Origin of the sequence: Bradyrhizobium sp. (assembly GCF_004799445.1) — a bacterium.
Taxonomy (GTDB): Bacteria; Pseudomonadota; Alphaproteobacteria; order Rhizobiales; family Xanthobacteraceae; genus Bradyrhizobium.
In genome coordinates, this window is the sequence record NZ_SSNA01000213.1 from 22,128 (window position 1) to 46,082 (window position 23,955).

Genomic DNA, 23,955 nt, shown 5'->3' on the forward strand with positions numbered 1-23,955 from the left:
TGCGGTGTGCGAAAGCCAAGGCTATAAGCCGCGTTCTTGTCGGAGTGTGGCTCAGCCCGGTAGAGCACTGCGTTCGGGACGCAGGGGTCGCAGGTTCGAATCCTGCCACTCCGACCAAGCAATTTGTGGGCGTTTTGCCCCTTTTCCCGAGCGCTTTCAAGGTCGACGCCGCGACGTGCCGAGAACAGGCTTTGCGGCCATGATTCGTGTTCCGTAGCGATTATCCCGACAATGCCGGGATCGGAACCTGAAATGCCCTCTATCCGGTGACGCGATAATCCCGGCGATGGGTGCCGCCGATCGGCGTCCGTTGGCGAGACGGAGGGCCGCCGCAGACGACGTCCAGGGCGGACGCTATGCCTCCTTCATTCCTGTAATGGATTTGCTGACCGCACGGGGATCACGGCTTGGCCAGCGCCCGCTTTCGACCTGGGCGAGGAAATCGCCGACGATCCGGTTGTATTCATCCGGCTCTTCGATGTTGATGGCATGGCCGGCGTTCGGCATGACCGAGAGCGCTGCCGAGGGGATGCTTTCCTTCATCAGGATGCCCGGCAAAAGGCACGGCCAGTCCTCATCACCGGTGATGATGAGCGTCGGCACGGTGATCCGCTTCATTTCCTCGACCAATGTGTAAAGCGACGGTCGTTCCTTCTGGACGCCCTGCTGGGTATTGGCCGATCCGATCGCCGAATGTTCGGCCAGAAGCCGCTTGAATTCGGCGTGGCCACGCGGGTCCTTGTTTTCATACTGAACGCGGGTCGGACCATAGGCATAGCGTTCGGCAAATGCCGGCATGCCTTCCGCCCGTATCATGCTGGCGATCACATCGGCCTCGGCCCGGAAGGTGTCGCGCCTATCGAGTTCGGCACCATAACCGCAGCCGCCGATACACAGCGACAGCGCCCGCTGCGGATGACGCAGGCCGAAATGCAATGTCGCGAATCCGCCCATGGACAGTCCGATAACGTGCGCCTGCCGCTCGCCGATGTGATCGACCACGGCAAGAATGTCATCGGCGGCGCGGGCCTGAGAGTATGAGGAGACATTCTCCGGCACGTCCGACGGCGGGAAGCCCCGCGCATTAAAGGCAATGGTGCGATAACGTTTTCCGAAATGGCGCATTTGCAGCTCATAGCTGCGCAAGTCGCCCGCGAATTCGTGCACCAGGATCACGGGACGCCCGGCGCCCGTTTCCTCGAAATACAGTCGCACCCCGTCGTCCGTCGTTGCGTAAGGCATGTTGGTCTCCTGCGTCCAGGTTCGGCCTGGTCTATCGTTGTGAAGCGTCGGGGCGGGCCGCCGGTTTGGCCCGCGGCAGATAAGTGCCGTAGCCTTTCTCGCCTACGAGGACCCCGTCGTCGATCACGACCCGGCCCCGGACCATGGTCAGGACCGGCCAACCCGTGATATCCAGCCCTTCATACGGTGTGTAATCCGCGCCGTCATGGATCAGGTCGTGGCGGATCGTGACTTTTCGCTTTGGATCCCAAAGCACGATGTCGGCGTCCGATCCCACCGCGATCGTTCCCTTGCGCGGGTAGAGGCCGTAGATCTTGGCGTGATTGGTCGCGGTCAGAGCGACGAAGCGGTTGAGGTCGATACGGCCCTTCACGACTCCTTCAGAGAACAGGATAGGAAGACGCGTTGCCACGCCCGGAATCCCGTTCGGCACCCAGCGGAAACTGGTGCGGCCCCTGGGTGCGAGCTTGCCGTGCGGGTCGTCGTAACGGAACGGACAATGGTCGGAAGAGAAGACGGAGAATACATTCTGCTGCAGGCCCTCCCAACACGCCTGCTGGCTTGCCAGGTCCCGGGGCGGCGGCGAGCATACATATTTGCTGCCTTCCATGTTGAGCCGGTCGAGGTCCTTCTCCGTGAGAACGAGGTATTGCGGACAGGTCTCGCCCATCACCTTGAGGCCGCGCTGTTGGGCGCGGCGGATTTCCTCCATCGCCCCGCGGTTCGACACATGCACGATCATGATCGGTACGTCGATGAGTTCGGAAAGCGAGATGGCGCGATGGGTTGCTTCGCGCTCGACCGGAATCGGGCGCGAGGTCGCATGAAAGCGCGGCGCGGTATTGCCGGCGCGTTCGAGGCGATCGGTGAGGAAGCGGATCGCATCGAAATTTTCCGCATGCACCATCAGCACCGCGCCGGTCTCGCGCGCGACCGACATGGTTTCGAGCAGTTCGCGGTCCGATAGCGCCAGACCCTCATAGGTCATGAATACCTTGAGCGACGTGTAGCCGTCCTCGACCAGCGCCGGCAGTTCCTGCCCGAGCACCTGCTCGGTCGGATCGGTCACGATCAGATGAAAGGCAACATCGACGTGACATTCGCCATCCGCCAGCGCGTGGTAGCGCCGCAACGCCTCGCGCAGCGTTTGGCCTTTCTCCTGCAGGCAGAACGGCAGCACCGTGGTGTTACCGCCGAACGCTGCCGAGCGCGTGCCGGTGGCAAAGCCGTCTGCCATCACGATGCCATCGCCCGAGGGCTGGGCGAAGTGGACGTGGCTGTCGATGCCGCCCGGCAGCACCAACCGATCGGTCGCATCGATGACCGTTTCCGCAGCGCCGAGATCGTGTCCCAGGGCCGCGATTTTTCCATCGCGGATTCCGATCTCGCACGCAAACGTGTCGGCGGCAGTTGCGATCGTGCCGCCGCGAATGATGGTATCGAACGGCATCAGCGGGATTCTCCTTTCACATCGGACCGCGGTCGATGCTCGATCACCGCGGCCAACGGCTCCGCCAGTCCAATGGTCGGCTTGGGATCCGGACGACGAAACGTCCCGGCAACGGCCTTGCGCGGCTTGAGGACGGCGAGCGTCTCGGCTTGCCGCACGGCGGCGGCGGTAGGATCGACCACCGGTACCGGAATTCGATCGCCGACCTTGTCGGCCAGGCCGGCCAACGGCGCACCGGACAAAATGACGACATCGGCATCGTCCTGTTCGACGGCGCGGTTTGCCAGCGCCACCAGCATGTCTTCCTTTTCGGCCTGGACGTTGGAGATGGATTGGAATGAGCCGTCAAGCGTGCGTATGCCGGCGCAGCGTGCCTCGAGGCCGTGCATGGCGACGCATTCCTGGTACCAGGGCGCCAACGCACGGGCGAATGTCACGATCGAAAATCGCCGCCCAAGCATGCAAGCGGTCAGCATCGCGGCTTCGGCAAGGCCGACCACCGGAAAGTCGAACAGCTCGCGCGCACCGAACAGGCCCGGGTCTCCGAACGCGGCGATGATGGCGGCATCAACGTCGGCGTCGGCTGCAGCCAGCATTTCAAGCGCAATGGCGCCGCCGATCTGCGCTTCGGCCCGCGTGGCGATATAGGGCACACCGCGCCCGGCCGTCGCCACCACCAGTTCAGTTCCCGGCGAGGCCACTTTTGTCCCGGCGGCGTAGAGCAGGTCCGTCACGGCCGTGGTGGTGTTGGGGTTAAGCAACAGGATTTTCACGGTGCGGCCTTTCGCGTATCCAACGTATCGGCAACGATGTCACCGGTCCGGCGGACATGGTGTCCAAGCAGGCGTCCCGCCCGGTCGGCGTCGCCAGCCTTGAGCGCTGCCAGGATCTCCTGATGCTCGCGCACCGATTCATCCCATCGTCCATGAACCGACAGGGCGAAGAAGCGCGCGCGCTCGGCCCGCGGCAGCAACACGTCATGGGTGGCCTTCAACACGCCGTTGCGGGCAAAGCCGACGATGGCGCTGTGAATTTGCTGGTTGATCTCGAAATAATCCCGCAGTTCGCCGCGATCGTGGTGCCACTCGATGCGGTCCTGCAGCGACTCGAGCCGCTCGACATCGGGCGCTACCATTCGTTTGGTAGCAAGTTCCGCCGCGCAGCGTTCGATCCCGCTCATCGCTTCGAACAGTTCGACAAGTTCGTCGCGGCGGAGCGGTGCGACGATGGCGCTCCGGTTAAGACGAAGTTCGACCAGACCTTCCGATGCCAATTGTTTCAGAGCCTCGCGCAGCGGGGTTCGCGAGACTCCGAGCGCGTCGGACAGATCGGTCTCAATCAACTGCTGCCCCGGCGCAAGATCGCCGCGGACGATCAACAAGCGAAGCCGTGTCGCAGCCTGCTCGTGGAGACCGGTTCGCGGCACACGCAGCCGCCGTCGCTGAAGCGCTGTCACGCGGCGCGCCCGCTTGGGTTCGATTTTGGCCGTCGTCTCGGTCACGGTCGATATTTTGTGTGGTTCATGAATATTGAGGCCTTCGAGCGTCCGGATGGTCGGCGATCGGACTCGCGGGGGCCGCGAAGTCCGGACTCGTGAACAGACGTCCCCAGCCGTGGACGCGCGCCGGATCGACTCCGGTTGCGATCAGGCATGCCCATAGCGTCACCGCAATCGAATCGAATACTGGCACGCCAAGCTTCCGTTCGAGCGGCTCGGCAACGCCCGCGCCGCGCATATTGGTGCAGACCACGGCGACGGCATCGCAGCCCTCGCGCACAACCTCTTCGATCAGGCCGGCCACCTTGGCTTCCGGCACTTCGGCAAATGAAAAATTGTCCCGCAGTGAAAGGTGCCGCTCCGCCACACACCGCAACCCTTCGGAACCCCAATTGGCAACGATCTTGTCCTGAACTTCCTGGCGATAGGGCGTCACCAGTCCGATGCGGGCAATTCCGAGGCGCCGGAACAGATCGCGAAAGGCGAGCACGGTGGTGCGCGCCGGGATGCCGGTCGATGCGGTGATGCGTTCGCACAGGCGCACGTCGCGCTCGAATCCGAGCCAGCTTGCAGATGTTCCATTCCAGGCGATGACATCGACCTTGGCGTGCGCCAGAAGCTCCGCGGCACGCAGGATTTCGCTATCGTCGAACTGGCGCAGCGCGGATTCGGATAGGGCGATTTCCGTCACCTTGAAGCGCGAGAAATGCGCCGAGACATCGGGTATGCCGGCCAGCATCGCGTTGGTGATCGGCTCAAGCGCGGTGTTGGACGAAGGGGTAAGCATGCCGAGCCGAACAGGGCGTGTCATGTTGCGTGCCTTTATCAGCCATCAGGATCGGGCGAGGGCGGTCATCGCCGCTCCACCGACGCTTTCTAGACCGGCAGTTTGCGGCTGTAATCGATCAGGGTCGAGCAGATCAAGAGCGCAATGCCGGAAGCGGCGAAGTACATCAGCGCCAGGAAGTAAGAGCCGGTTGCCTGGACGATGAAGCCGACGATCAGCGGCGTCATTATGCCGGCAATATTGCCACCGAGATTCATGCAGCCACCGAGGAAGCCGGATTTGTCGCGACCCGCGAGCGCCGAGGGAATCGCCCAATACATTCCGCACCAGCGCAGAAAAAATAATGTGGCGGACAGCAACACCACAACGGCGACCGGGTCGGTCACATAGGCCACCGAGAAGATCGACACCGTCACCATGACGGCGGCGACACCGAACATGGTCCGGAACACCAGATTCGGCGCACCGCCGCGGGTACGCCACATGTCGCCGATCCATCCGCCGATCAATTCACCGACGAAGCCGGAGAAGAAGATGATGAAGGAAGCCCCGCCGAGCGTCTTGATGTCGAAGTTGTGCACCTTGAACAGGTAAGTCGGCATCCACGTCAGCAAGCCATAAAAGGTGGTGTTGAAGAACATCCAGCCGAGGCACATGCACCAGACCGAGCGAAACCGGAAATAGGCCATCCAGCTTCCGCCGCGCGAGGCCGGAGTCGCCGCGTCTTCCAGCGCGTGCGCCTGTTCGATGTAGCGCGCCTCCGCCTCGTTTACCGAGGGATGCTGTCGCGGTTCGTTGCGGATGTAGTACCAGGCCCAAAGACCGCACAGCATCGTCCCGACGCCGGCGATGACGAAGGCCATGCGCCAGGAACTGAATACGGCGATCAGCCAGGCGATCACAATTGATCCCAGTGCGGCGCCGAGCGGCGCGCCCCCGTCGAGCAGCGTCGCGCCGCGCCCCCGCTCGGTCTGCGTCATCCAGATAGCGTTGAGCTTGCCGCCGGCGGGATAGATCGGCGCTTCCGAAGCACCCAAACCGAGCCGGGTCAGCAACAATACCGGCCAATTCGTGGCCACCGCGGCGATCGCCTGAAATGCGCCCCAGAAAATCGTCGCCAATGCGATCACGATTCGCGGCTTGAAACGATCTGCCAGCATGCCGCCCGGAACCTGCATCACGGCGTAGGTCCAAAAGAACGAACTGAGAATCAGGCCCTGCAGCGCAGGATCGATGTTGAACTCCTTGGATATCAACGGCATCGCCACCGAAAGCGACGCGCGATCGATATAATTGACCGAGACCAGGAACAGCATCAGAAGAAAAATCTTCCAACGCACGCCGGTGCGTTTGAGTGTGCCTGTTGCTTCGACAGCCGAGACCAAATCGCTCATTGCTCTCTCCGATTGCCGGCAGATTTCACCGGGGCGCACGCGCCCCATCTCCCTCGGTGGGTGTCTTGCCTGCCTCAGCCGAAGTCTTGTTCAACCGGCGGCTTACGACAATAATTTTTGCATTCTGCATACAATAAGCTGCATGTGTTTGACTTATAACGCATATCCATGCGTCAAATTTGCATGCCTATTCCTGACCTCCCCGGCGCTTCGCCGGGCGCCGGCAGGGTCCAGACACGACGTTGAAGCCAGCGGCATCAAACCTCCAGCTTGTCGCCACCCTTCAAATCGAGAATTTCACGGGCCTCGTCCGAGGTCGCGACCTGAAGGCCGAGGCCTTCGATGATCTTGCGCGCGAGTTGCACCTGCTCGGCGTTCGAGGCCGCCATCCGCCCCGGCGCCGCCCACAGCGAGTCTTCCAGGCCGACGCGGACATTGCCGCCCATGGCGGCGGCCATCGCCGCGATCGGGAGCTGATTGCGTCCGGCGCCCAGCACCGACCACACCATCTTGTCGCCGAACAAGCGGTCCGCGGTGCGCTTCATGTGCAGCACGTCCTCGGGATGCGCGCCGGTGCCGCCCTGCAGGCCGAACACCGTCTGCACGAACAGCGGCGGCTTCACCATGCCCTGTTCGAGGAAGTAGTTGAGATTATAGAGGTGGGCGGTGTCGTAGCACTCGAACTCGAAGCGCGTGCCGGTTTCCGAAAGAGTTTTAAGGACATACTCGATGTCCTGAAAGGTGTTTCGGAACACGATGTCCTTGTTCTGGAGGTGCTTGAGCTCCCAGTCGTGCTCGAACTTCTTGAAGCGGTTGAGCATGCCGAAGAATGCAAAATTCATCGAGCCCATGTTCAGCGAGGCGACTTCCGGCTTGTAGACCGCGGCCGGGCGGACCCGCTCGTCCACCGTCATGGTCGGCGCACCGCCAGTGGTCAAATTGATCACGCAGTTCGAACGTTGCTTGATGATCTTCAGGAACGGCGCGAAGGCTTCCGGACTCTGGTCAGGCTGGCCGGTTTTGGGATTGCGGGCGTGCAGATGCACGATCGCGGCACCGGCTTCGGCGGCGTCCACCGCGGCGTCGGCGATTTGCTGCGGCGTCACCGGCAGGGCTTTCGACATCGAGGGGGTGTGGATCGCGCCGGTCACGGCGCAGGTGATGATGACTTTGCGGCTCATGGGTTTGCCTTCCTTGTGTTGCGGTGGACAGGTCAGGATTTGCTGGTTTGCTTGGCCTTGTGCGCGGCAAGGGCCGCGAGGCGTTCGTTGCGCCCAAGCGTCAGCTCGGCGATACGTTCCGGTGTCGGCTGATACGGCCACGCCGCGATCACGCGGTCGACGTTCGGGCTTTCATACACCTCGGGTCCGGCGGCGGCAGAGGCCAGCTCCTTGTAGAAGCCGGTATAGCGCGCGCAGTAATCCGGAATGCCGCCGGGGGCGTTGAGCTCGATGGTCTCGAACGGACCGAGAAACGACCAGCGCAGACCAAGGCCATCCTTCATGGTGTGATCGAGGTCTTGCGCCGAGATATAGCCTTCGCCGACCAGGCGGAACGCCTCGGCGAGCAGCGCGCCCTGCAGCCGGTTCAGCACAAAGCCGTTGATCTCGCGGTTGATGATGACAGGCACCTGTCCGATCTCGCGATAGATCGTGCGGGCGCGGTCGATCGCCTCGGGAGAGGTCCATGGCGCGCCGCACAGTTCGACCAGCGGCACCAGATGCGGCGGATTGACGGGGTGGCCGACCAGGCAGCGGGCGCGGCCCGGCAATTTTTCCGTGAAGCGCGAGGCCACGATGGCCGAGGTTGATGACACCAGCAGCGCATCCTTCGGCGCGAGCTTGTCGAGTTGGGCAAAGATGAGCAGCTTCTCCTCGACTTTCTCAGGCCCGTTTTCCTGGACGAATTCGGCGTCCATCACCGCCTCCTCGAGACTGCCCGCGACTGAGATCCGCGCGACGGCGCCATCGGGGTCGGCGGCCAGCCCATGGCGTGCCAGCGCCTGCAATTCGTCGCGGATCAGGCGCGGGGCTGCCGCCAGTGTCGGCACATGCGGATCGGTCAGCCGCACGTTCCAGCCGGCGCGGGCAAAAATCGCGGCCCAGGCGCGACCGATCAGGCCGGCGCCGACGATGGCGACGTTGCGTTCAGTGCTTGCCATTTGGTTCTCTCACACCTTGTTTTCTCACATTTTCCTCACAGCCAAAGCACCTTGCGGCGCAGATCGAGATCGTCGCGCAATGCTTTGGACGGCCCCTGATGAATCACCCGGCCGCGCTCCAGCGCCACCGTGGCATCGGACAAGGCCAGCGCCAGGTCGAGATGGTGATCGACGATGATGATGGCGATTTCCTTGCGCAGGCGGTCGAAAGTCTCGAACAATTGCTCGACCACCGCCGGCGCAAGGCCCTCGAACGGCTCGTCCAGCAGCAATACCCGCACGTCGCCCGACAGCGCGCGGGCGACCGCGACCATCTGCTGCTCGCCGCCGGAAAGGTAGTCGGCCGGGCTGTCGAGCCGCTCGCGGATGCGCGGGAAGTATTCGTAGATGCGCTCCCTGGTCCAGTGCACGCCGTTGCCGGTCTGGCGTTTCAAGCCGCCGAGTTCGAGATTCTGTTCCACGCTCATGCCCGCGAACAGGCCACGGCCCTGCGGCACATAGCCGATGCCGAGGCGGGCATTCTGGGCGGATGAATTGCCGACCAACTCGCTGCCGGCGAGCTTGATCGATCCGCGGGAGGCCGAGGTGATGCCGATCAGCGTCTTCAACAGCGTCGACTTGCCGGCGCCATTGCGCCCCAATAGCGCGATGATCTCGTTTTCATGCAGCGTGAAGCTGACCCCGTCGAGGATGTGGCTCTTGCCGTAGAACGTGTCGACATGGGTTGCCGTCAGAAGCGCGCCAACGCGGGCGGCGGTTTCGCGCGGACGCGCCGCGACTTCAGTGGCCCCGGAGCCGATATAGACTTCCTGCACCTTCGCACTTGCACGCGCATCCTCGACCGAGCCGTCGAGCAGAACGCGGCCTTCATTCATGACGGTGACCTGGTCGGCGAGCTGAAATACCCGGTCGATGTCGTGCTCGACCAAGAGCACCGGCAAATCGGACGAGATGCGCTTGATGATGGCGCCGATCCGCTCGCGTTCGGCCGCGGCAAGGCCGGCGAGCGGCTCGTCCAGCAACAGCACGCGCGGAGCCGTCGCCAGCGCGACCCCCATGTCGAGCAGCCGCTGGCCGCCATAGGACAGCATGCCGGCTTCGGCCGTCTCGATGCCGGCGAGGCCGAGATAGCGGATGGTGGCGTCGGTCTCGGCATTGATCGCCTCGATCGACCGCGCCGGCGTGAAGGGATCGAAACGGCGCGGATGCCGCGCCTGCACGGCCAGGCGAATGTTTTCCCCGACGCTGAGCGCCGGAAACAGATTGGTGATCTGGAACGAGCGGCCGATGCCGGCGCGCGCGATCGATTCCGGCGTATGTCCCGATATCGGCTGGCCCAGCAGCGATACCGTGCCCTCGTCGGGCGGGTACAGGCCCGACAACAGATTGAACGCCGTGGTCTTGCCGGCGCCGTTGGGCCCGATCAGCGCATGCAGCGTGCGGTCGGCAATGGCGATGTCGATCCCCTGAACGGCCTTGATGCCGCCAAAGCTCTTGACGATATGGTGGGCGGAGAGCACCGCGCCGTCGATGCGGGATTTGGGCCGCAAGAACTCCGGCAGCGGCAGCACTTCGATGTAGCGCGCCGACATCGCGGCGTCTTCGACGACCTTTTTGCGGAACGGCGCCATCAGCCGCTCGCCGACGCCGACCAGACCGGTCGGCGAAAACACGATGAAGCCGACGAACACCAGGCCGAACCAGAACAGCCAGTTCTCGGTGTAGATGCCGAGGAATTCACGGAACAGGATGAAGAACAGCGCGCCCAGCGCCGGTCCTAAGAAGTTGCGCATGCCGCCGATCACGACCATCGCCAGCAGATCGCCGGAGAAGGCGACGGAGATCGGATCCGCCGAGGTCATGCGGTTCTGGAACAGCAGCAGGATGCCGGCAAGTCCGGTCAGGCTGGCGGACAGCACGAAGGCCGCGAGCTTGTAGCGGTTGGTCGGATAGCCGAGGAAGCGGGCGCGCTGCTCGTTCTCGCGGATTGCGACCAGCACGCTGCCGACGGTCGAATGATGGAAGCGCCATAGCAGGATCAGCACCAGGAAGGCGATGCCGGCGACAAGCCAGTAATAGACGGTCGAGGATTCCAGGTTGAAGCCGACGAGCGTCGGCCGCGTGATGCCGCCAAGACCGTTCTCGCCGCCGGTCACCTCGGTCCAGCGAAACGATACCGCGTACAGCATCGCCGCCAGCGCCAGCGTCAGCAATGAGAAGTAGACGCCTCGTCGCCGCAGGATCAAGAAGCCGAACGCCGCCGCGACCGTTGCGACGATCAGAACGCCGGCAATCACGGGCGCGAAAAACTGGTCGTGCATCCAGTTGCGCTGGAGCAGGGCCGCCGCATAGGCCGCAAGCCCGAACCAGGCGCCGTGGCCGAAGGATACCAGCCCGGTATGGCCGACCAGAATGTTGAGCGCCATGCAGGCGGTGGCGAAGATCACGACTTCCGAGGCTGACGTCATGGTCAGGCCGAGCGCGAGCAGCACCGGCGGCAGTGCCAGCAGCGCAAGGGCGGCGATCAGCAATGGGATGGGCGGGCGCTTCCACATCTGGCGCTTCACTCGAACCGCGTGATGCGTTCGCCGAACAGGCCGCGCGGCCGAAACAGCAACACCAGCAGCATCAACAGATAGATCGCAGCGGTGGAGGCGGCGGAATAACCGACGCCGACCATGACGCCCTTGACGAGCCCGACCAGAAGGGCGGCGGCGACGACGCCCCAGAACGATCCGAGCCCGCCGATCACCACCACGACGAAAGCCGGCGTGATGATTTCCTGGCCCATCGCCGGGTGGATCGAGTAGATCGGCGCCAGCAGCACGCCGGCGAGGCCCGCAAGCCCGATGCCGAGCGCGGCCACCGCCGACATATAGGGCTGCAGTGAAATGCCGAGCGCGCCGACCATGTCCGGGTTCTGCACGCCGGCGCGCACCACGCGGCCGAACGAGGTCTTTTGCAACAGCAGCCACAGGCCGGCGATACAGGTCGCGGCGATGCCGAGCAGCACTACGCGGTAGAACGAATAGATGAAACTGCCGATCGCGACCTGTCCGCGCAGCCAGGGCGGGATCGAATAGGACAACGGCGGGGCGCCGAAGATCATCCGCAACGCCTGCTCGGCGACCATGGCGAGGCCGAACGTCATCAGCAGCGAGAGGATCGGGTCGGAACGGTAGAAGCGGCGGAACAGCGTGGCCTCGATCACCATGCCGAGCAACCCGACCGCGACGGGGGCTGCGACGAACGCGCCGCCGAAACCGAGCCAGGGCGACAGCACCAGCGTGAGATAGGCGCCGATCGCGTAGAACGCGCCGTGGGCGAGGTTGACGATGCCGCCGAGCGAGAAGATTAGCGACAGGCCGAGCGCGATCAACAGATAGTAGACGCCGTCAAGCAGCCCGTTGAGGATTTGCTGCGCTAACAACATGGCGGACATGGTTATTGCCCTGACCAAGGATTTGAAGGGTCTAAAAAAGTCATTGGAATCCAATGGCGCGAAGTGCCAATTCCGTCATTCCGGGGCGATGCGGAGCATCGAACCCGGAATCCCGAGATTCCGGGTCTGGTGCTAACGCACCATCCCGGAATGACGGTGTTGGCGTTGATCGATCAGCTCGGGAACGTGCAGCTGTTCTCTTCCCTGGTCGCGGCGATCACTTCCAGATCCTCGTCGGGGCCCGGTACCGGCGGGCTCGAGGTGAAGATGTCCCACTGGTTTTTGATCTTGTCGGCGGGAAGTGCCGTGACCGCGTACATCTCGTGCATCAATTGATGATCGGAAGCCCGGAAGTAACCCTGCCGCGTCTTGAGCAGATCGTACTTCGCGCCCTTCTCGAAGTGCGCGATGATGGCGGGCGAATCCGCCGATTTGATCTCGTTGACGGTCTGCGCCACGATCTTGGCGGCGATGTAGTCGCCCCAGGCCTGGTTTTCCGGCGGCTTGGAATATTTCTTGGTGAAGGCCGCGACGAACGCCTTGGAGCCGGGCGTGTCGAGCAGATGATGCCAGACCACCGGCCAGGTGCCGACGAAATTGCCCTTGCCCGCGGCCCAGGCCAGCGCGGTGTCGAAGCCGAAGCCGCCGACCGGGAAGGTGAGGCCGAACTCGGCATATTGCTTGAGGAAGTTGGTGATCTGGTTGCCGGCGAGATTGATCACGACCAGATCGGGCCTGGCTTCGCGGATCTTCAGGAGATAGGCGGAGAAATCGGTGGCGTCGGTCGGCACCAGATCGTCGCCGGCGAAATTGCCGCCATTGGCTTCCATGAAGCGCTTTGAAACCTTCAACAGGTCATGGCCGAAAGCATAGTCCGCCGTCAGCGAATACCACTTCTTGCCCTTGACCAGGCCATCCCTGAGGAACGAGCGGCCGACGGTTTTGACATACATCGAATTCTGCGACTCGACGTGGAACATGTAGCGCTGGCAATCCTTGCCGCGTAGCGCATCCGAATTGCCGCCGGTGTTGATGAACAGAATCTTGTTGCGCGAGGCGACCTGCGCGATCGTCAGGCAGGAGGCCGAGGAAATCTCGCCAATGATGCAGGCGACCTTGTCGCGCTCGATCATGCGCTCGGCCTTGGTGGAGGCGGTCTGCGGATTGACGGAATCCTCCTTCAGCACTTCGACCTTGCGGCCCATCATGCCGCCGGACGCGTTGATCTCTTCCACCGCGAGATCGATCGCCATCACGGCATATTCGCCGAGCGGCCCGAGAAATCCGGTGCGTGGCGTCAGGTGGCCGATCCGGAGGACGTCGGCGGTCTGCGCGCGCAGGATCGCCGGGGCGGAAATTCCCGTTGCCAGCGCGATGCTGCCTGCGGTCGTCAACAGGCCGCGGCGCGTGAATTGATGGTTCTTGGACATCAGCCTTGCTCTCCCTGATACGGCCGCAAAGCGGCTGTTTTCCTCTCCGGCAACCGCTGCGTTCGTTCTGTGAGCTGCGCTTGGTGCGGCTTGCCGTGATCTGTGATCACAGTTAGAGTTACAAAAGACGGGACGCTTGTCGAGTCCTCTCTCGAACTTCCCGCCGCATTGGAGATGGCGCGTTGAACTTGCCAGCCACGCTCAACCTGGTCGAGCCGCTCGATCGTCAGACGCTGGGTGAGCGCGCCTATGCGCAGCTGGCCGATCTGTTGATCTCCGGCCGACTCGCACCGGGCGAGAAATTGTCGCTGCGCGCGGCGGCCGACATGCTCGGCGTCTCCATTATGCCGGTGCGCGAGGCGGTGTCGCGGCTGGTCGCCGACGGGGCGCTGGAAGTGACGCCGAACCGCGCAGTGCGCGTGCCCCTGATGTCAGCGGCGCAATTCCGCGACCTGACGAAGGTGCGGATCGCGATCGAGGGCCATGCGGCCGCGCAAGCAGCCCTTAACCGTGACAAGCGCGATCTCGTAGAAATCGCGCGCGCGGAGGAAGCGATGCGGGCGGAGAGCAAGCAGCCGAAGCCGGACCTGCCGCGCGCGGTCGAACTCAACAAGACCTTTCACTTTGCGGTCTACGAAGCGGCGCATTCGCCGATCCTGGTGGAAATCATCCGCGCGCTCTGGCTCAAGGCCGGACCGGTGATCAACCTCGACCTGCGCGCCAATCCGGAACGGCTGGCGAAAGGCGACGCGATCCGGTTTCACGCCAATGTGCGCACGGCGATTGCGAGCGGCGACGAAGCCGCGGCGCAGGCCGGCATTGCCGCCGACATCAGTGGTGCCGCGGAGGTCATTCTTTCGCGCGGCGGTCTCGCCGGCTGACACTTTCAACGACACTTTGGAGCGATCATGGATCTCGATATCAGGGGGTTGCGCGTGCTGGTAACGGCCGGCGCCAACGGCATCGGCCTCGCCATCGCGCGGGCGTTTGCACGCGAAGGCGCCAGAGTTCACACCTGCGACGTCGATGAGACTGCATTGTCGGCACTTGCGGCGAGCGATCCCTCCATCACGCAGACGAAGTGCGATGTTTCCGACCGCAACGCCGTGAAGCGACTGTTCGAGGAAGCGACCGGGAACCTCCGCGGCCTCGACGTCCTCGTCAACAATGCAGGCATCGCCGGGCCGACCTCGAAGGTCGAGGAGATGAATCCGGAAGACTGGGACCGCTGCCTCGACATCTGCCTGACCGGGCAGTTCAACTGCACCCGGCTGGCGGTGCCCTTGCTGCGCGAGAGCAAGAATGCCTCGATCGTCAATATCTCCTCCGCCGCGGGCCGGCTCGGCTTTGCGATGCGATCGCCCTATGCGGCGGCGAAATGGGGCGTGATCGGCTTCACCAAATCGCTGTCGATCGAGCTCGGGCCGGACAACATCCGCGTCAATGCGATCCTGCCCGGGCTTGTCGCCGGCGACCGGCAGCGCCGCGTGCTGGAAGCCAAGGCGCAGCAGCGTGGCATCTCCTACGCCGAGATGGAGCGCACGGCGTTCTCCTATACCTCGATCAAGGATTACGTGACGCCGGACCAGCTCGCCGATCAGATCCTGTTCATGTGCAGCCCGCGCGGCAAGACGATTTCCGGGCAGGCCATTTCGATCTGCGGCGATACCCAGATGTTGGGATAGGCGACAGTGACTGGAGCTATTTGCCCGGCGCGATCTTCGGAATGCCGGGTTCGAATTCTAAAGCGCTCTCGACCCATTTAGCCACGCGAAGCAGGTGATAATCCTGCCGGTACGAACCCACGATCTGAATACCGAGTGGCAGGCCTTTTTTGCCAAACCCTGCCGGCAGCGACACCGCGGGCGCGCCGATCAAGGTCCACGGCGCGCAATATTCCGCGTCGCCGGTGTAATCGAGGCCTTCGGGCGCTTCGCCGAACGCCGGCACGGTCAGGATGGCATCGAAGCCGGACATCTGTGCCGGAAGTGCCGCACGCAATTTTTCCTGAATAGCCTTAGCGCCGAGATAGGCAAAGGCGGTGAGCTCCCTGCCGGCCTTGACGGCCGATTTCAGGAAGTCGCTGCTGCGGTCGGGGTAACGCTCGACCAGACCGCTGAAAATATGCGTGGCCTCGCTGGACATGATGGTGTTGACCGCGCTCCAGTTGGAATCGAGTTCTTCCCACTCGCGTTCTTCGACAACGGCGCCAGCCTCGCGCAGTCTTGCAACGGCGGCCTCGAACACCTTCTGCTGCTCGGGCTCGGCCCGCGACCATTTTTCGAATCGCACGATCCGAAGCCGCGGCTTCTCCAGCGCTGGCACTCCCTGACGGGCGTCGACATCGAAGTGGGGAAGGGGCCGGCCATGCGGATCGAGCTCGCTTACGGCTGATATCAGCGACAGCGCATAGGCGACGTCATCGACGCGGCGGGCGAAGAAGCCGACGTGATCGAGCGACGGGCTCAGGGGATGCACGCCGGCGCGGGGGATCGCGCCGAAACTCGGCTTGAGGCCGACCACGCCGTTGAACGCCGCAGGCCGGATCACCGAACCCAGCGTCTGCGTTCCCAGGGCCAGCGGCACGATGCCCGCCGCGACCGCCGCGGCCGAACCCGAGGACGAGCCGCCCGGCGTATGCTTCGAATTCCAGGGATTCGTGGTCGGTCCGGGATGGCGCCAGGCGAATTCCGTCGACACCGTCTTGCCGAAGATCGTGGCGCCGAGATTGCGCAGGCGTTCGACGACCCAGGCGTCCCGCTCCGGAATGTGATTCCGGTAGATCTGCGATCCGTTGGTGGTCGGCATGTCGGACGTGGCGATGATGTCCTTGATGGCCACGGGAATGCCCGACAGCGGGCCCGGCCGGCGCGCGGCATCGACCGGGAGATATTCGAACGCCTTGAGCACCCCTTCCACGGCCTTTGCCCTCTCCAGGCAGGCGGCGGCGTAATTGTCCGCCAAGGCCTGATCGTCCTTGAAGCGGTGGAGAAGTTCGAGAACGCCGGCGCCGGACGGAGGTGCGGATCGAGCAGTCGGATCGGTCATTTCGGAAGGTCCCAGACAGATGCAAGGATCATTTGGGCGGTCGTGCAATTGGGAGTCAAGCCCGCGCAAGCGTGAGATGGCTGGTGAGCCGGCGCGCGATGTCACGCCGCAACGCGTTGAACTCCGGCGAAGACACATCGCGCGGCCGCGCAAGCTCGATGCGGAAATCGCTGTCGATCCGGCCGGGACCGGCGCTCATCACAAGCACGCGATCCGCCAGCAGCACGGCTTCCTCGACCGAATGCGTCACGAAAATGGTGGTAACGCCGGTGCGCTTCCATATCTGCAGCAGTTCGTGCTGAAGCTGCTCGCGGGTCAGCGCGTCGAGTGCGCCGAACGGTTCGTCCATCAACAGGATATTGGCATTGTTGGCGAGCACGCGCGCGATCGCGACGCGTTGCTTCATTCCGCCCGACAGCTGGTTCGGATAGCGGTCGGCGAAGCGTTCGAGGCCGACCATCCTGATGAATTCATCCGTCGTCCGCTCGATCTCCTCGCGCGGCAGTTGCCGCTGCCGCGGGCCAAAGCTGATATTCTGGCGCACCGTCATCCACGGAAACAGGGCATAATCCTGGAACACCATGCCGCGGTCGCTGCCGGGGCCGTTGACGACCTTGCCGTAGATCGAAACCTCCCCGGTCGTCGGCTCCTCGAACCCCGCGATGATGCGCAGCAACGTCGATTTCCCGCAGCCGGATGCGCCGATCATGCAGACGAATTCGCTCCTGGGGATGGTCAGATCGACCGGCGCCAGGGCCTCGACCTCGCCGTCGCCGACCGCAAAGCGCTTGGTCACGCCACGGATGGTAAGGATGTCCGGAGGATCAGCGTTACTCACGGTGCTGCGGGCTCCAGCTCAAGAGGCGGTTAGAGATCGCGACGATGATCCGGTCGGTGATGAATCCGCACGCGCCGATCACGATCATGCCGGTGATCACGAGATCGGTGCGCGACAGGGTGCGACCGTCCATCACCACCGAGCCGAGGCCGGTCGGGACGCCGGTCATCTCGCCGACCACGATCAATATCCAGGCAAATCCATGCGCGATCCGCAGCCCGCTGAAGATCGCCGGCAAGGAAGCCGGAAGCACGATCTGCCGGAACATCCCCGTCCCGGAGCATCCGAGCATCGAGGCTGCCTCGAACAGGCGCGGATCGATCGAACGCACCCCGAACATGGTGTTGAGCAGAATCGGATAGAAGGCGCCGAGGAAGACCAGGAAGATCGCCGCATTCGGCCCCAATCCAAAAAAGATCATCGACAGCGGCAACCAGGCGGTCACCGGTATCGGCCGCAGCAGCGAGATGGTCGGATCAAGCAATTGCCGCAGTAGCTTGATGCGTCCGATCAGCAGACCCAAGGGAATGCCGATCAATGCGGCGAGAAAAAACCCGCCATAGACGCGCTGCACTGATTTCCAGACATGGATCAGGATCGTGCCGCTGAAGGCGTCGTCGTAAACGCCCCCGAACGAGAAATCGTACATCATCACCGCGACCTGATACGGGCTCGGAATGAGCCGCGTGCCTGTGATGGCGACGGCGCGGTCCCAGATCAGGATCAGCAGGATCGGAAAACCGGCGCCGAGGGCGAAGGCGCGCAGCTTCTCCAGGCGCTGCCGGTTGCGGCGGCGATTGACTGATCTCGCGGCCGCAATGCTCCGTTCCTCGCGTTCGGAGATGGTGGTGGCGTGGTCGTTCACTTTGATCGGCTACATGAACTGTTGGGTGATGGCCCGCGACATGTCGGGCGCCTGGCGAACCTGCTTCTTTTCGACCATCAATTCGCTGTAGGCCTTGGCGCGCTTGATGAAATCGTCGTCGATCTTCCAGGTCAATTCGACATTGGGGACGGCGATTTCGATCGACTTGCGCTGCTGGCCGAGCTTCTGCATCGCGATCTGAATCATCTCGTCGGGATGCGCCATCGCGTAATCAGTGGCCTTCTTGTGCATGTCGACGATCATCCTGAGCCGCTCCGGATTCTCCTTGATCATCTTTTCGCTGGCGGACAGAATCATGTTGAGCGAGCCGATCGAGGTCGAATACGGATATTCGATCAGGCGGCCGGTGCCGTTGGCAAGGCTGATTCCCGGGCCGGGCTCCGCGCCGACATAGGCATCGATATCGCCGCGGGCCAGCGCGCCTGCCATGTCGCTGAACGAAAGCCGGATCGGCTGAATGTCCGATATCGACATGCCCTCGGCCTTGAGCCGCTCGAGGATGACCACCTCCTGTGTCGAGCCCGGGAAGATCGCCACGCGCTTCCCCTTCAGGTCCTTGATGGTCTTGATGTCGGATTTGGCGTCGGCGACAATTCCCATGCCGCGGTTGGTCGCGGCCGCGACGATCACGACCGGTTCGCCTGCGGCGGCGCCGAGCAGAAAAGCGGCGATGCCATGGATGCAGGTGTCGACGGTGCCGGTCAGCACCGCGTTCTTGCCATCGGTCGGGCTCTCAAACGGGATGACTTCCACGGTGTAACCGGGTGGCGCGAATTTCTCGTAGAAGTAGGGCGTGATGCCGTGGATCAGCTTCAGCGTGCCGACCCGCAGGACCTTGTCCTCGGCCTTCGCCTGCGGCGCGGCAAGCAGAGGGGACAGCACTGCGAATGAAACGAGCAACAGGCGGGTCAACAGCGAATTGGGCGCAGCAGGCATAACGATCCTTTCGAAGGACGATCTTGATGCAACCCGGCGTCGGTACTCTACAGCACCCGGTAAATCGAGTGAACTAGATTGATTGTGCGCCGAAGATCGCCTGCCCGGCGGAATTGCCGACACCTTGCCGAGCGCGTCGCTGAAAGTCGAGCGAATCGCTCCTTTAACTGAGGGGGCCGATCCCATCGAACTCGCGAAGGCTGAACTCACCATTGTCAAGCTGACCTCGCCGCGCGTGGTCGGCCGCTGCGGTTTCCACGGTGGGAGCGTCGATAAAATGCGCCGGTTCAAGCGGCGTGCGGTTGATGGTCAGGTTGAAAATATCGAACCGGTTGTAATAGCCGACGACATCGTGGAATTGCTTCGGCTCGACGCCCTTCTCCGTGTCGATATCGGCATACAGGATGCCCTCATGTTCGGAAAGAACCTCGCCGATGACGTTGCAGGAGGGGTCGATCACGAGCGAGATGCCGCGCGGCGATCCGTCGATGATATCAAGGCTTGCTCGGTTGGCCATGCCCAGCGCTTCGCGCATGGCTGCGTCGACGAAGCCCGAGGCGACGATGTTGAAGACCTTCGCCTCGAAGGCATGCGCGCCGGCCCTGATCTCGATGGCGCGCTTGAGATCGTAAGCGCCTTCCTCCGAGGGCGGGCGGGTTGGCCAGATCGGCGGATAGGATGAGATGTGCACCTGCTCGCCCTGCGCCATCAAGGCATAGCGCGAAAGCGGATTGGTATTTTCGCCGCAGATCAGCATTCCAAGCCTACCGAGCCGCGTCGGCGAAACCCGCAAGCCCCGGGCGTCGCCGTTGGCCCAGATCAGCTTTTCGTAGAATGTCGGGACCAGTTTGCGGTGATGATTGAGGATCGACCCGTCGTCGCCAATCAGAAGGTTGGAATTCCAGATACAGCCGACGCTTGCTTCGGTACCTTCGGTAAAGCCCAGGGAAACGAAGACGCCGTGGCGGCGCGCCGCCATTCGAATGGACCTGATCGCCGGATCGGAAATCTTCTGGGCTTGCGAGACCAGCGCGCGAAAGAAGCCGTGATTATGGATCGGCGCCTGCAACGCCGCCCAGATCGGGAATCCCGGCAGGAAGGATTCCGGAAATACCACCAGTTCGGCGCCGCCTTTGGCCGCCTCTGCGATGAGATCGCAGGCTTTTTCCGCGGTCTTTTCGGCATCGAGAAAAACCGAGGAAGTATGGCAGGCGGCAGCCTTGAAGGCTGGATATTGAATGGTCATGGCGGCACCCACGGGCTCGGAGCGGGATAATGTTCTGCCCGGCTCGATTCCACTGTCCGTTACAATCCGCTGCCGCGTAACCCTAGATTTCTGCAAGCCCTTCTGCATCCATGCTAATGCCAAGGTGACTTCCAACTGGGCAATTGCCGTCGGTTCAAGCACTTGTTTTCCGCAAAGGCACTTGCAGGTTTTCTCGGTGGCGCTCGCGCAAAAGTGTTGCCAGCCTTAGAGATCAGGGGACGGGCGGAAAAAATGGATCTGGTCATCGCGCTGACGATCAATGGGCTGGTTTGGGGGCTGATCGTCGCTTTGATCGCCCTTGGCCTTTCCATCATCTTCGGCCTGCTCGACATCATCAATGTCGCCCATGGCGACTTCTTCATGGTCGGCACCGTGCTCGCACTTGTGATCGCCGGAACCACGGGTTTCTGGATCGCGCTGGTCCTGGTGCCGCTGCTTGGCCTCGCCATGGGCCTAGTGGTCGAGCGGCTGATCATCCGGCCGACCATCAGCGCTGCCTCGTTGACGATCGTCACGACCTTTGGCCTGTCGATGATCTTGCAGGAGACCGTTCGCGCAACGTTCGGTGCGCAACCGCGCCGGATGGCGGCGCCGATCCAGGGAACCATTCCTTTGTTCGGCCTGGAATACGACGTCTATCGTCTGTTTGCCGCGGCCTTCGCGGCGCTGTGTATCGTCGCCTTCTTTCTCTTCCTGTCACGGACCACGCTTGGGACCTGGATTCGGGCGGTGCGGCAGGACCGCGAAACCGCGACCGCGCTCGGCATTCCCGTGGTTCGGGTCTGCGCCTTTACCTTCGGTCTTGGCACCGCGATGGCGCTGCTGGGCGGCGCGATCGCAGCCCCCATCACGACCGTGGAATTTCGAACCGGCGTCGACATTCTGCCCGTCAGTTTCATGGCGGTCGTCATCGGCGGACTCGGAAATCTGAAGGGCACCGTCGCCGCCGCGGTTCTGCTGGCCGTGCTCGAGGGGCTGATATCGAGCTTTGCCGATCCGACATTGGCGCGGATCACGTCGCTGGCTGTGATGTGCATGGTGCTGCTGGTCAAGCCGCGCGGGCTGTTCGCCGGAGCGACACGATGACGGCGCAGCGCCTCAAATGGCTGGGCGTGGCAGCCGTTGCCGCCGGCCTTGGCTTGGCACCGGTTCTCCTGAAGTTTTTCGGCGGGCTGTTCTGGATCAATGTGATCGCGGAAATCCTGATCTGGTCGCTGCTGGCGGCAAGCGTCAACCTTTTGCTCGGCTATGTCGGACTGCTCTCCTTCGGGCAGGCGCTCTATTTCGGATTTGGGATGTATGGCGTCGCGATCGGGATCAGCCAGTTCGGTCTTGGTCTTTGGCCGGCATTCTTTCTCGGTATCGCGGCCGCGACCGCCATGGCCGCCGTCGCCGGCGCCATCGCCGTCCGGCTGACCTGGCATTACTTTGCCATCATCACAGTGGTGTTCTCGTTAATTTTCTATTTTGTCGCGATGTCGGCGAAATCGATCACCGGAGGCGACGACGGATTATCGTTCAGCGCGCCGCCGCTGTGGAAGGCGGCCGGATGGCTGCTGACCGACCGCACGGTTCAATATTACTTCATCTATCTTGTGTGCGCCGCCTGCTTCACCGGCATGGCTTTTCTGATCGCAAGCCCGCTCGGGATGCGTTTCAATGCGGTGCGCGACAACGAGCAGCGGGCATCGCTGATCGGCATCAACGTCTACTATACCCGCTGGATCGCGTTTGTTATCTCCGGTCTGCTGGCGGGCGTCGGGGGCGCCCTGTTTGCCCTGTTCGGGCGCTACGCCTCGGCGTCCTACATGTTTTATCACGTGTCCGGCGAGGCGGTGGTCTGGGCGATCGTTGGTGGAATTGGCTCGCTGTTGGGACCATTGGTCGGCACCGCGCTGCTCATTCTCTTCCGAGAACTCGTGTCCGGCCTCTGGGAAAATTACCTGATTGCGGTGGGCGCATTCGTGATTCTGGTGGTGATGTTTGCACCGCGCGGGATCGTCGGTATTTTCAGCGATCTCGTCGAAGGTCGCGACCGGCGCAAGGCCGACGCGCGGGCCGCGTTGCGAAATCTCGCGGAAGCGGAATGACCGGCATGGATACCGCGCTTTCGATCAAGGGTCTGACGAAGAGGTTTGGCGGCCTGACCGCCGTCGACAATATCGACATCCAGTTTCCCAAGGGCATACTCAATGCGGTGATCGGTCCCAATGGTGCGGGAAAGACCACATTGTTCAACCTCGTCACCGGGATGGTACCGGCGACTTCCGGCCGCGTGATGTTCGAAGGCAACGACCTGATCGGCAGGGCCCCGCATGAAATCGTCTCGCGCGGTCTCTCCCGTACGCTTCAGATCAAGAGCGTGTTCGGCGGCATGAGCGTGATGGACAACATCCGGATTGCGGTGTTTGCGCATGAGGGAATTTCCAGTCCATTTCGTCCGGCGCGCGGCTACCGCGCCGCTAACGACCGGGTCGAGCACATCCTGGAGGACACCGGTCTTGACCGGCTCGCGTCCTCAAGCGCGGGCGCGCTATCCTATGGTGACGTCGCGCTGCTCGAGATTGCGCTGGCGCTCGCCAATAAGCCGCGGCTGCTTCTGCTGGACGAGCCGATTTGCGGGATGAGCCCGAGCGAGACCGAGCGGACGGTGGAGCGCATCGTCAGGCTGGCAGAAACCACGGACATCATTCTGATCGAACACGACATGGAAGTGGTGTTCGCCATCGCCGACCTCATCACCGTCATGGCGCAGGGGCAGTTGTTGATGCAGGGCACCCCGAACGAGGTTGCGGGCGACAGCGGGGTGCAGGAGGTCTATCTCGGGACTCCGGAGGACATGGAATGAGCCCGGTTCTCGAAGTTGCGGATCTGCTGGCTTCCATCGGCCGTGTGCCCGTTCTGAGAGGCGTCACCCTGCACGTGAACCCGGGCGAAACCGTCGCACTTCTGGGCCGCAACGGCGTTGGCAAGACCTCGACGCTCCGAACGATTCTCGGCCTCTTGCCGCGCCGGGGCGGTCGCGTTCGCTTCAACGACAAGGACCTGGCGACGCTTGCCGCCCATCAGCTTTCGGGCGAGGGGATCGGCTACGTTCCGCAGGGCCGCGGAATCTTCGGCAACCTCACGGTGGAAGAGAATCTTTTCTTAGGCCTGCGGCACCGTCCGGATCCAAGCATTCCCGACTATATCTATGCGAGGTTCCCCCGGCTCAAGGAGCGCCGCCAGCAGAGCGCCGGCACGCTGTCCGGAGGTGAACAGCAAATTCTGGCGCTCGGGCGTTGCCTAATGCGCTCACCCCGGCTGATCCTGCTCGACGAGCCCACCGAAGGGATCATGCCGAAGCTCGTCAACGAGATCCGGCGCGAGATTGCCGCGATTGCAGGCCGCGGCGTCGCCGTGCTGTTGATCGAGCAAAACCTGAGGACCGCGCTCAGGCTCGCAAGCCGAATCTATCTGATGGAAAAGGGCGTCATCGTACACGAGGCGACCCCGCAACAACTTTCCGCCGACCCGTCGACCGTTCACCGCTATCTGGGCGTCTCGCTCTGACAGCTATAGCCAACTGGAGGATGA

Annotated in this window: 22 protein-coding genes and 1 tRNA gene; 7 read left to right on the top strand and 16 right to left on the bottom strand. The window is 62.9% G+C overall.

All coding sequences use genetic code 11. From position 1 onward, the window contains the following. Window positions 1–40 precede the first annotated feature (40 nt). Window positions 41–117 (top strand) — tRNA-Pro (locus E8A46_RS28095). A gap of 237 nt (window positions 118–354) precedes the next feature. Here E8A46_RS28095 and E8A46_RS28100 read toward each other — a convergent pair. From E8A46_RS28100 to E8A46_RS28150, 11 genes are all read right to left on the bottom strand, one after another. Next, window positions 355–1,242 carry an alpha/beta hydrolase gene (locus E8A46_RS28100; RefSeq protein WP_291568139.1) on the bottom strand — a complete coding sequence of 296 codons (888 nt, stop codon included), beginning with the start codon at window positions 1,240–1,242 and terminating at the stop codon, window positions 355–357. A gap of 31 nt (window positions 1,243–1,273) precedes the next feature. Continuing rightward, window positions 1,274–2,692 (bottom strand): dihydropyrimidinase, encoded by a 1,419-nt coding sequence (gene hydA, locus E8A46_RS28105; protein ID WP_291568140.1) that lies wholly within the window; start codon window positions 2,690–2,692, stop codon window positions 1,274–1,276. After that, window positions 2,692–3,465 (bottom strand): aspartate/glutamate racemase family protein, encoded by a 774-nt coding sequence (locus E8A46_RS28110; protein WP_291568143.1) that lies wholly within the window; start codon window positions 3,463–3,465, stop codon window positions 2,692–2,694. Before E8A46_RS28110 ends, hydA begins: the two co-directional genes overlap by 1 nt. Continuing rightward, window positions 3,462–4,193 (bottom strand): GntR family transcriptional regulator, encoded by a 732-nt coding sequence (locus tag E8A46_RS28115; RefSeq protein ID WP_291568144.1) that lies wholly within the window; start codon window positions 4,191–4,193, stop codon window positions 3,462–3,464. The genes E8A46_RS28110 and E8A46_RS28115 overlap by 4 nt, the downstream gene beginning before the upstream one ends. A 19-nt stretch (window positions 4,194–4,212) precedes the next feature. After that, on the bottom strand, window positions 4,213–5,001 hold the full coding sequence (locus tag E8A46_RS28120; RefSeq protein WP_291568147.1) for an aspartate/glutamate racemase family protein: 789 nt from the start codon (window positions 4,999–5,001) through the stop codon (window positions 4,213–4,215). Between the two features lie 65 nt (window positions 5,002–5,066). Further along, window positions 5,067–6,371, bottom strand: a complete 1,305-nt coding sequence (locus tag E8A46_RS28125; protein ID WP_291568150.1) for an MFS transporter — start codon at window positions 6,369–6,371, stop codon at window positions 5,067–5,069. Window positions 6,372–6,628: 257 nt separating this feature from the next. After that, window positions 6,629–7,552 (bottom strand): 3-keto-5-aminohexanoate cleavage protein, encoded by a 924-nt coding sequence (locus E8A46_RS28130; protein WP_291568152.1) that lies wholly within the window; start codon window positions 7,550–7,552, stop codon window positions 6,629–6,631. A gap of 32 nt (window positions 7,553–7,584) precedes the next feature. Beyond that, window positions 7,585–8,532: a 3-hydroxyacyl-CoA dehydrogenase gene (locus E8A46_RS28135; protein WP_291568154.1), complete on the bottom strand. Its 948-nt coding sequence runs from the start codon at window positions 8,530–8,532 to the stop codon at window positions 7,585–7,587. A gap of 35 nt (window positions 8,533–8,567) precedes the next feature. After that, complete coding sequence (locus E8A46_RS28140; protein WP_291568156.1) at window positions 8,568–11,087, bottom strand: branched-chain amino acid ABC transporter ATP-binding protein/permease; 2,520 nt, start codon at window positions 11,085–11,087, stop codon at window positions 8,568–8,570. 8 nt (window positions 11,088–11,095) lie between these two features. Further along, window positions 11,096–11,974 carry a branched-chain amino acid ABC transporter permease gene (locus tag E8A46_RS28145; RefSeq protein ID WP_291568158.1) on the bottom strand — a complete coding sequence of 293 codons (879 nt, stop codon included), beginning with the start codon at window positions 11,972–11,974 and terminating at the stop codon, window positions 11,096–11,098. A 173-nt stretch (window positions 11,975–12,147) separates the two neighbouring features. Next, window positions 12,148–13,404 (bottom strand): ABC transporter substrate-binding protein, encoded by a 1,257-nt coding sequence (locus E8A46_RS28150; RefSeq protein WP_291568159.1) that lies wholly within the window; start codon window positions 13,402–13,404, stop codon window positions 12,148–12,150. A gap of 182 nt (window positions 13,405–13,586) precedes the next feature. Here E8A46_RS28150 and E8A46_RS28155 point away from each other — a divergent pair, with 182 nt between their 5' ends. After that, the gene (locus E8A46_RS28155) at window positions 13,587–14,285 is read left to right on the top strand and encodes a GntR family transcriptional regulator (RefSeq protein WP_291568161.1); all 699 of its coding nucleotides are present in this window, start codon (window positions 13,587–13,589) and stop codon (window positions 14,283–14,285) included. A 27-nt stretch (window positions 14,286–14,312) separates the two neighbouring features. Beyond that, window positions 14,313–15,089 carry an SDR family oxidoreductase gene (locus E8A46_RS28160; RefSeq protein ID WP_291568163.1) on the top strand — a complete coding sequence of 259 codons (777 nt, stop codon included), beginning with the start codon at window positions 14,313–14,315 and terminating at the stop codon, window positions 15,087–15,089. Window positions 15,090–15,105: 16 nt separating this feature from the next. Here E8A46_RS28160 and E8A46_RS28165 read toward each other — a convergent pair whose 3' ends face one another. The 5 genes from E8A46_RS28165 to E8A46_RS28185 form a co-directional block, all read right to left on the bottom strand. Then, entirely contained in the window at window positions 15,106–16,452 is a 1,347-nt protein-coding gene (locus E8A46_RS28165; protein WP_291568165.1) for an amidase, read from the bottom strand. 55 nt (window positions 16,453–16,507) lie between these two features. Then, window positions 16,508–17,290: an ABC transporter ATP-binding protein gene (locus E8A46_RS28170; RefSeq protein WP_291568167.1), complete on the bottom strand. Its 783-nt coding sequence runs from the start codon at window positions 17,288–17,290 to the stop codon at window positions 16,508–16,510. Beyond that, window positions 17,283–18,023 carry an ABC transporter permease gene (locus E8A46_RS28175; RefSeq protein ID WP_291568207.1) on the bottom strand — a complete coding sequence of 247 codons (741 nt, stop codon included), beginning with the start codon at window positions 18,021–18,023 and terminating at the stop codon, window positions 17,283–17,285. The genes E8A46_RS28170 and E8A46_RS28175 overlap by 8 nt, the downstream gene beginning before the upstream one ends. Window positions 18,024–18,164: 141 nt before the next feature. Then, entirely contained in the window at window positions 18,165–19,112 is a 948-nt protein-coding gene (locus tag E8A46_RS28180; protein WP_291568168.1) for an NrtA/SsuA/CpmA family ABC transporter substrate-binding protein, read from the bottom strand. Window positions 19,113–19,275: 163 nt separating this feature from the next. Further along, window positions 19,276–20,358: a carbon-nitrogen hydrolase family protein gene (locus tag E8A46_RS28185; RefSeq protein WP_291568169.1), complete on the bottom strand. Its 1,083-nt coding sequence runs from the start codon at window positions 20,356–20,358 to the stop codon at window positions 19,276–19,278. Window positions 20,359–20,610: 252 nt separating this feature from the next. On the opposite strand from E8A46_RS28185, the gene E8A46_RS28190 reads away from it, so the two are divergent. From E8A46_RS28190 to E8A46_RS28205, 4 genes are read left to right on the top strand one after another with little or no spacing between them, the layout of a single operon-like run. Next, window positions 20,611–21,465: a branched-chain amino acid ABC transporter permease gene (locus E8A46_RS28190; protein ID WP_291568170.1), complete on the top strand. Its 855-nt coding sequence runs from the start codon at window positions 20,611–20,613 to the stop codon at window positions 21,463–21,465. Further along, entirely contained in the window at window positions 21,462–22,469 is a 1,008-nt protein-coding gene (locus E8A46_RS28195; protein ID WP_291568171.1) for a branched-chain amino acid ABC transporter permease, read from the top strand. The genes E8A46_RS28190 and E8A46_RS28195 overlap by 4 nt, the downstream gene beginning before the upstream one ends. Beyond that, window positions 22,466–23,227 (top strand): ABC transporter ATP-binding protein, encoded by a 762-nt coding sequence (locus E8A46_RS28200; protein ID WP_291568172.1) that lies wholly within the window; start codon window positions 22,466–22,468, stop codon window positions 23,225–23,227. Before E8A46_RS28195 ends, E8A46_RS28200 begins: the two co-directional genes overlap by 4 nt. Further along, entirely contained in the window at window positions 23,224–23,931 is a 708-nt protein-coding gene (locus tag E8A46_RS28205; RefSeq protein ID WP_291568173.1) for an ABC transporter ATP-binding protein, read from the top strand. The genes E8A46_RS28200 and E8A46_RS28205 overlap by 4 nt, the downstream gene beginning before the upstream one ends. The last annotated feature ends 24 nt before the right edge of the window (window positions 23,932–23,955 follow it).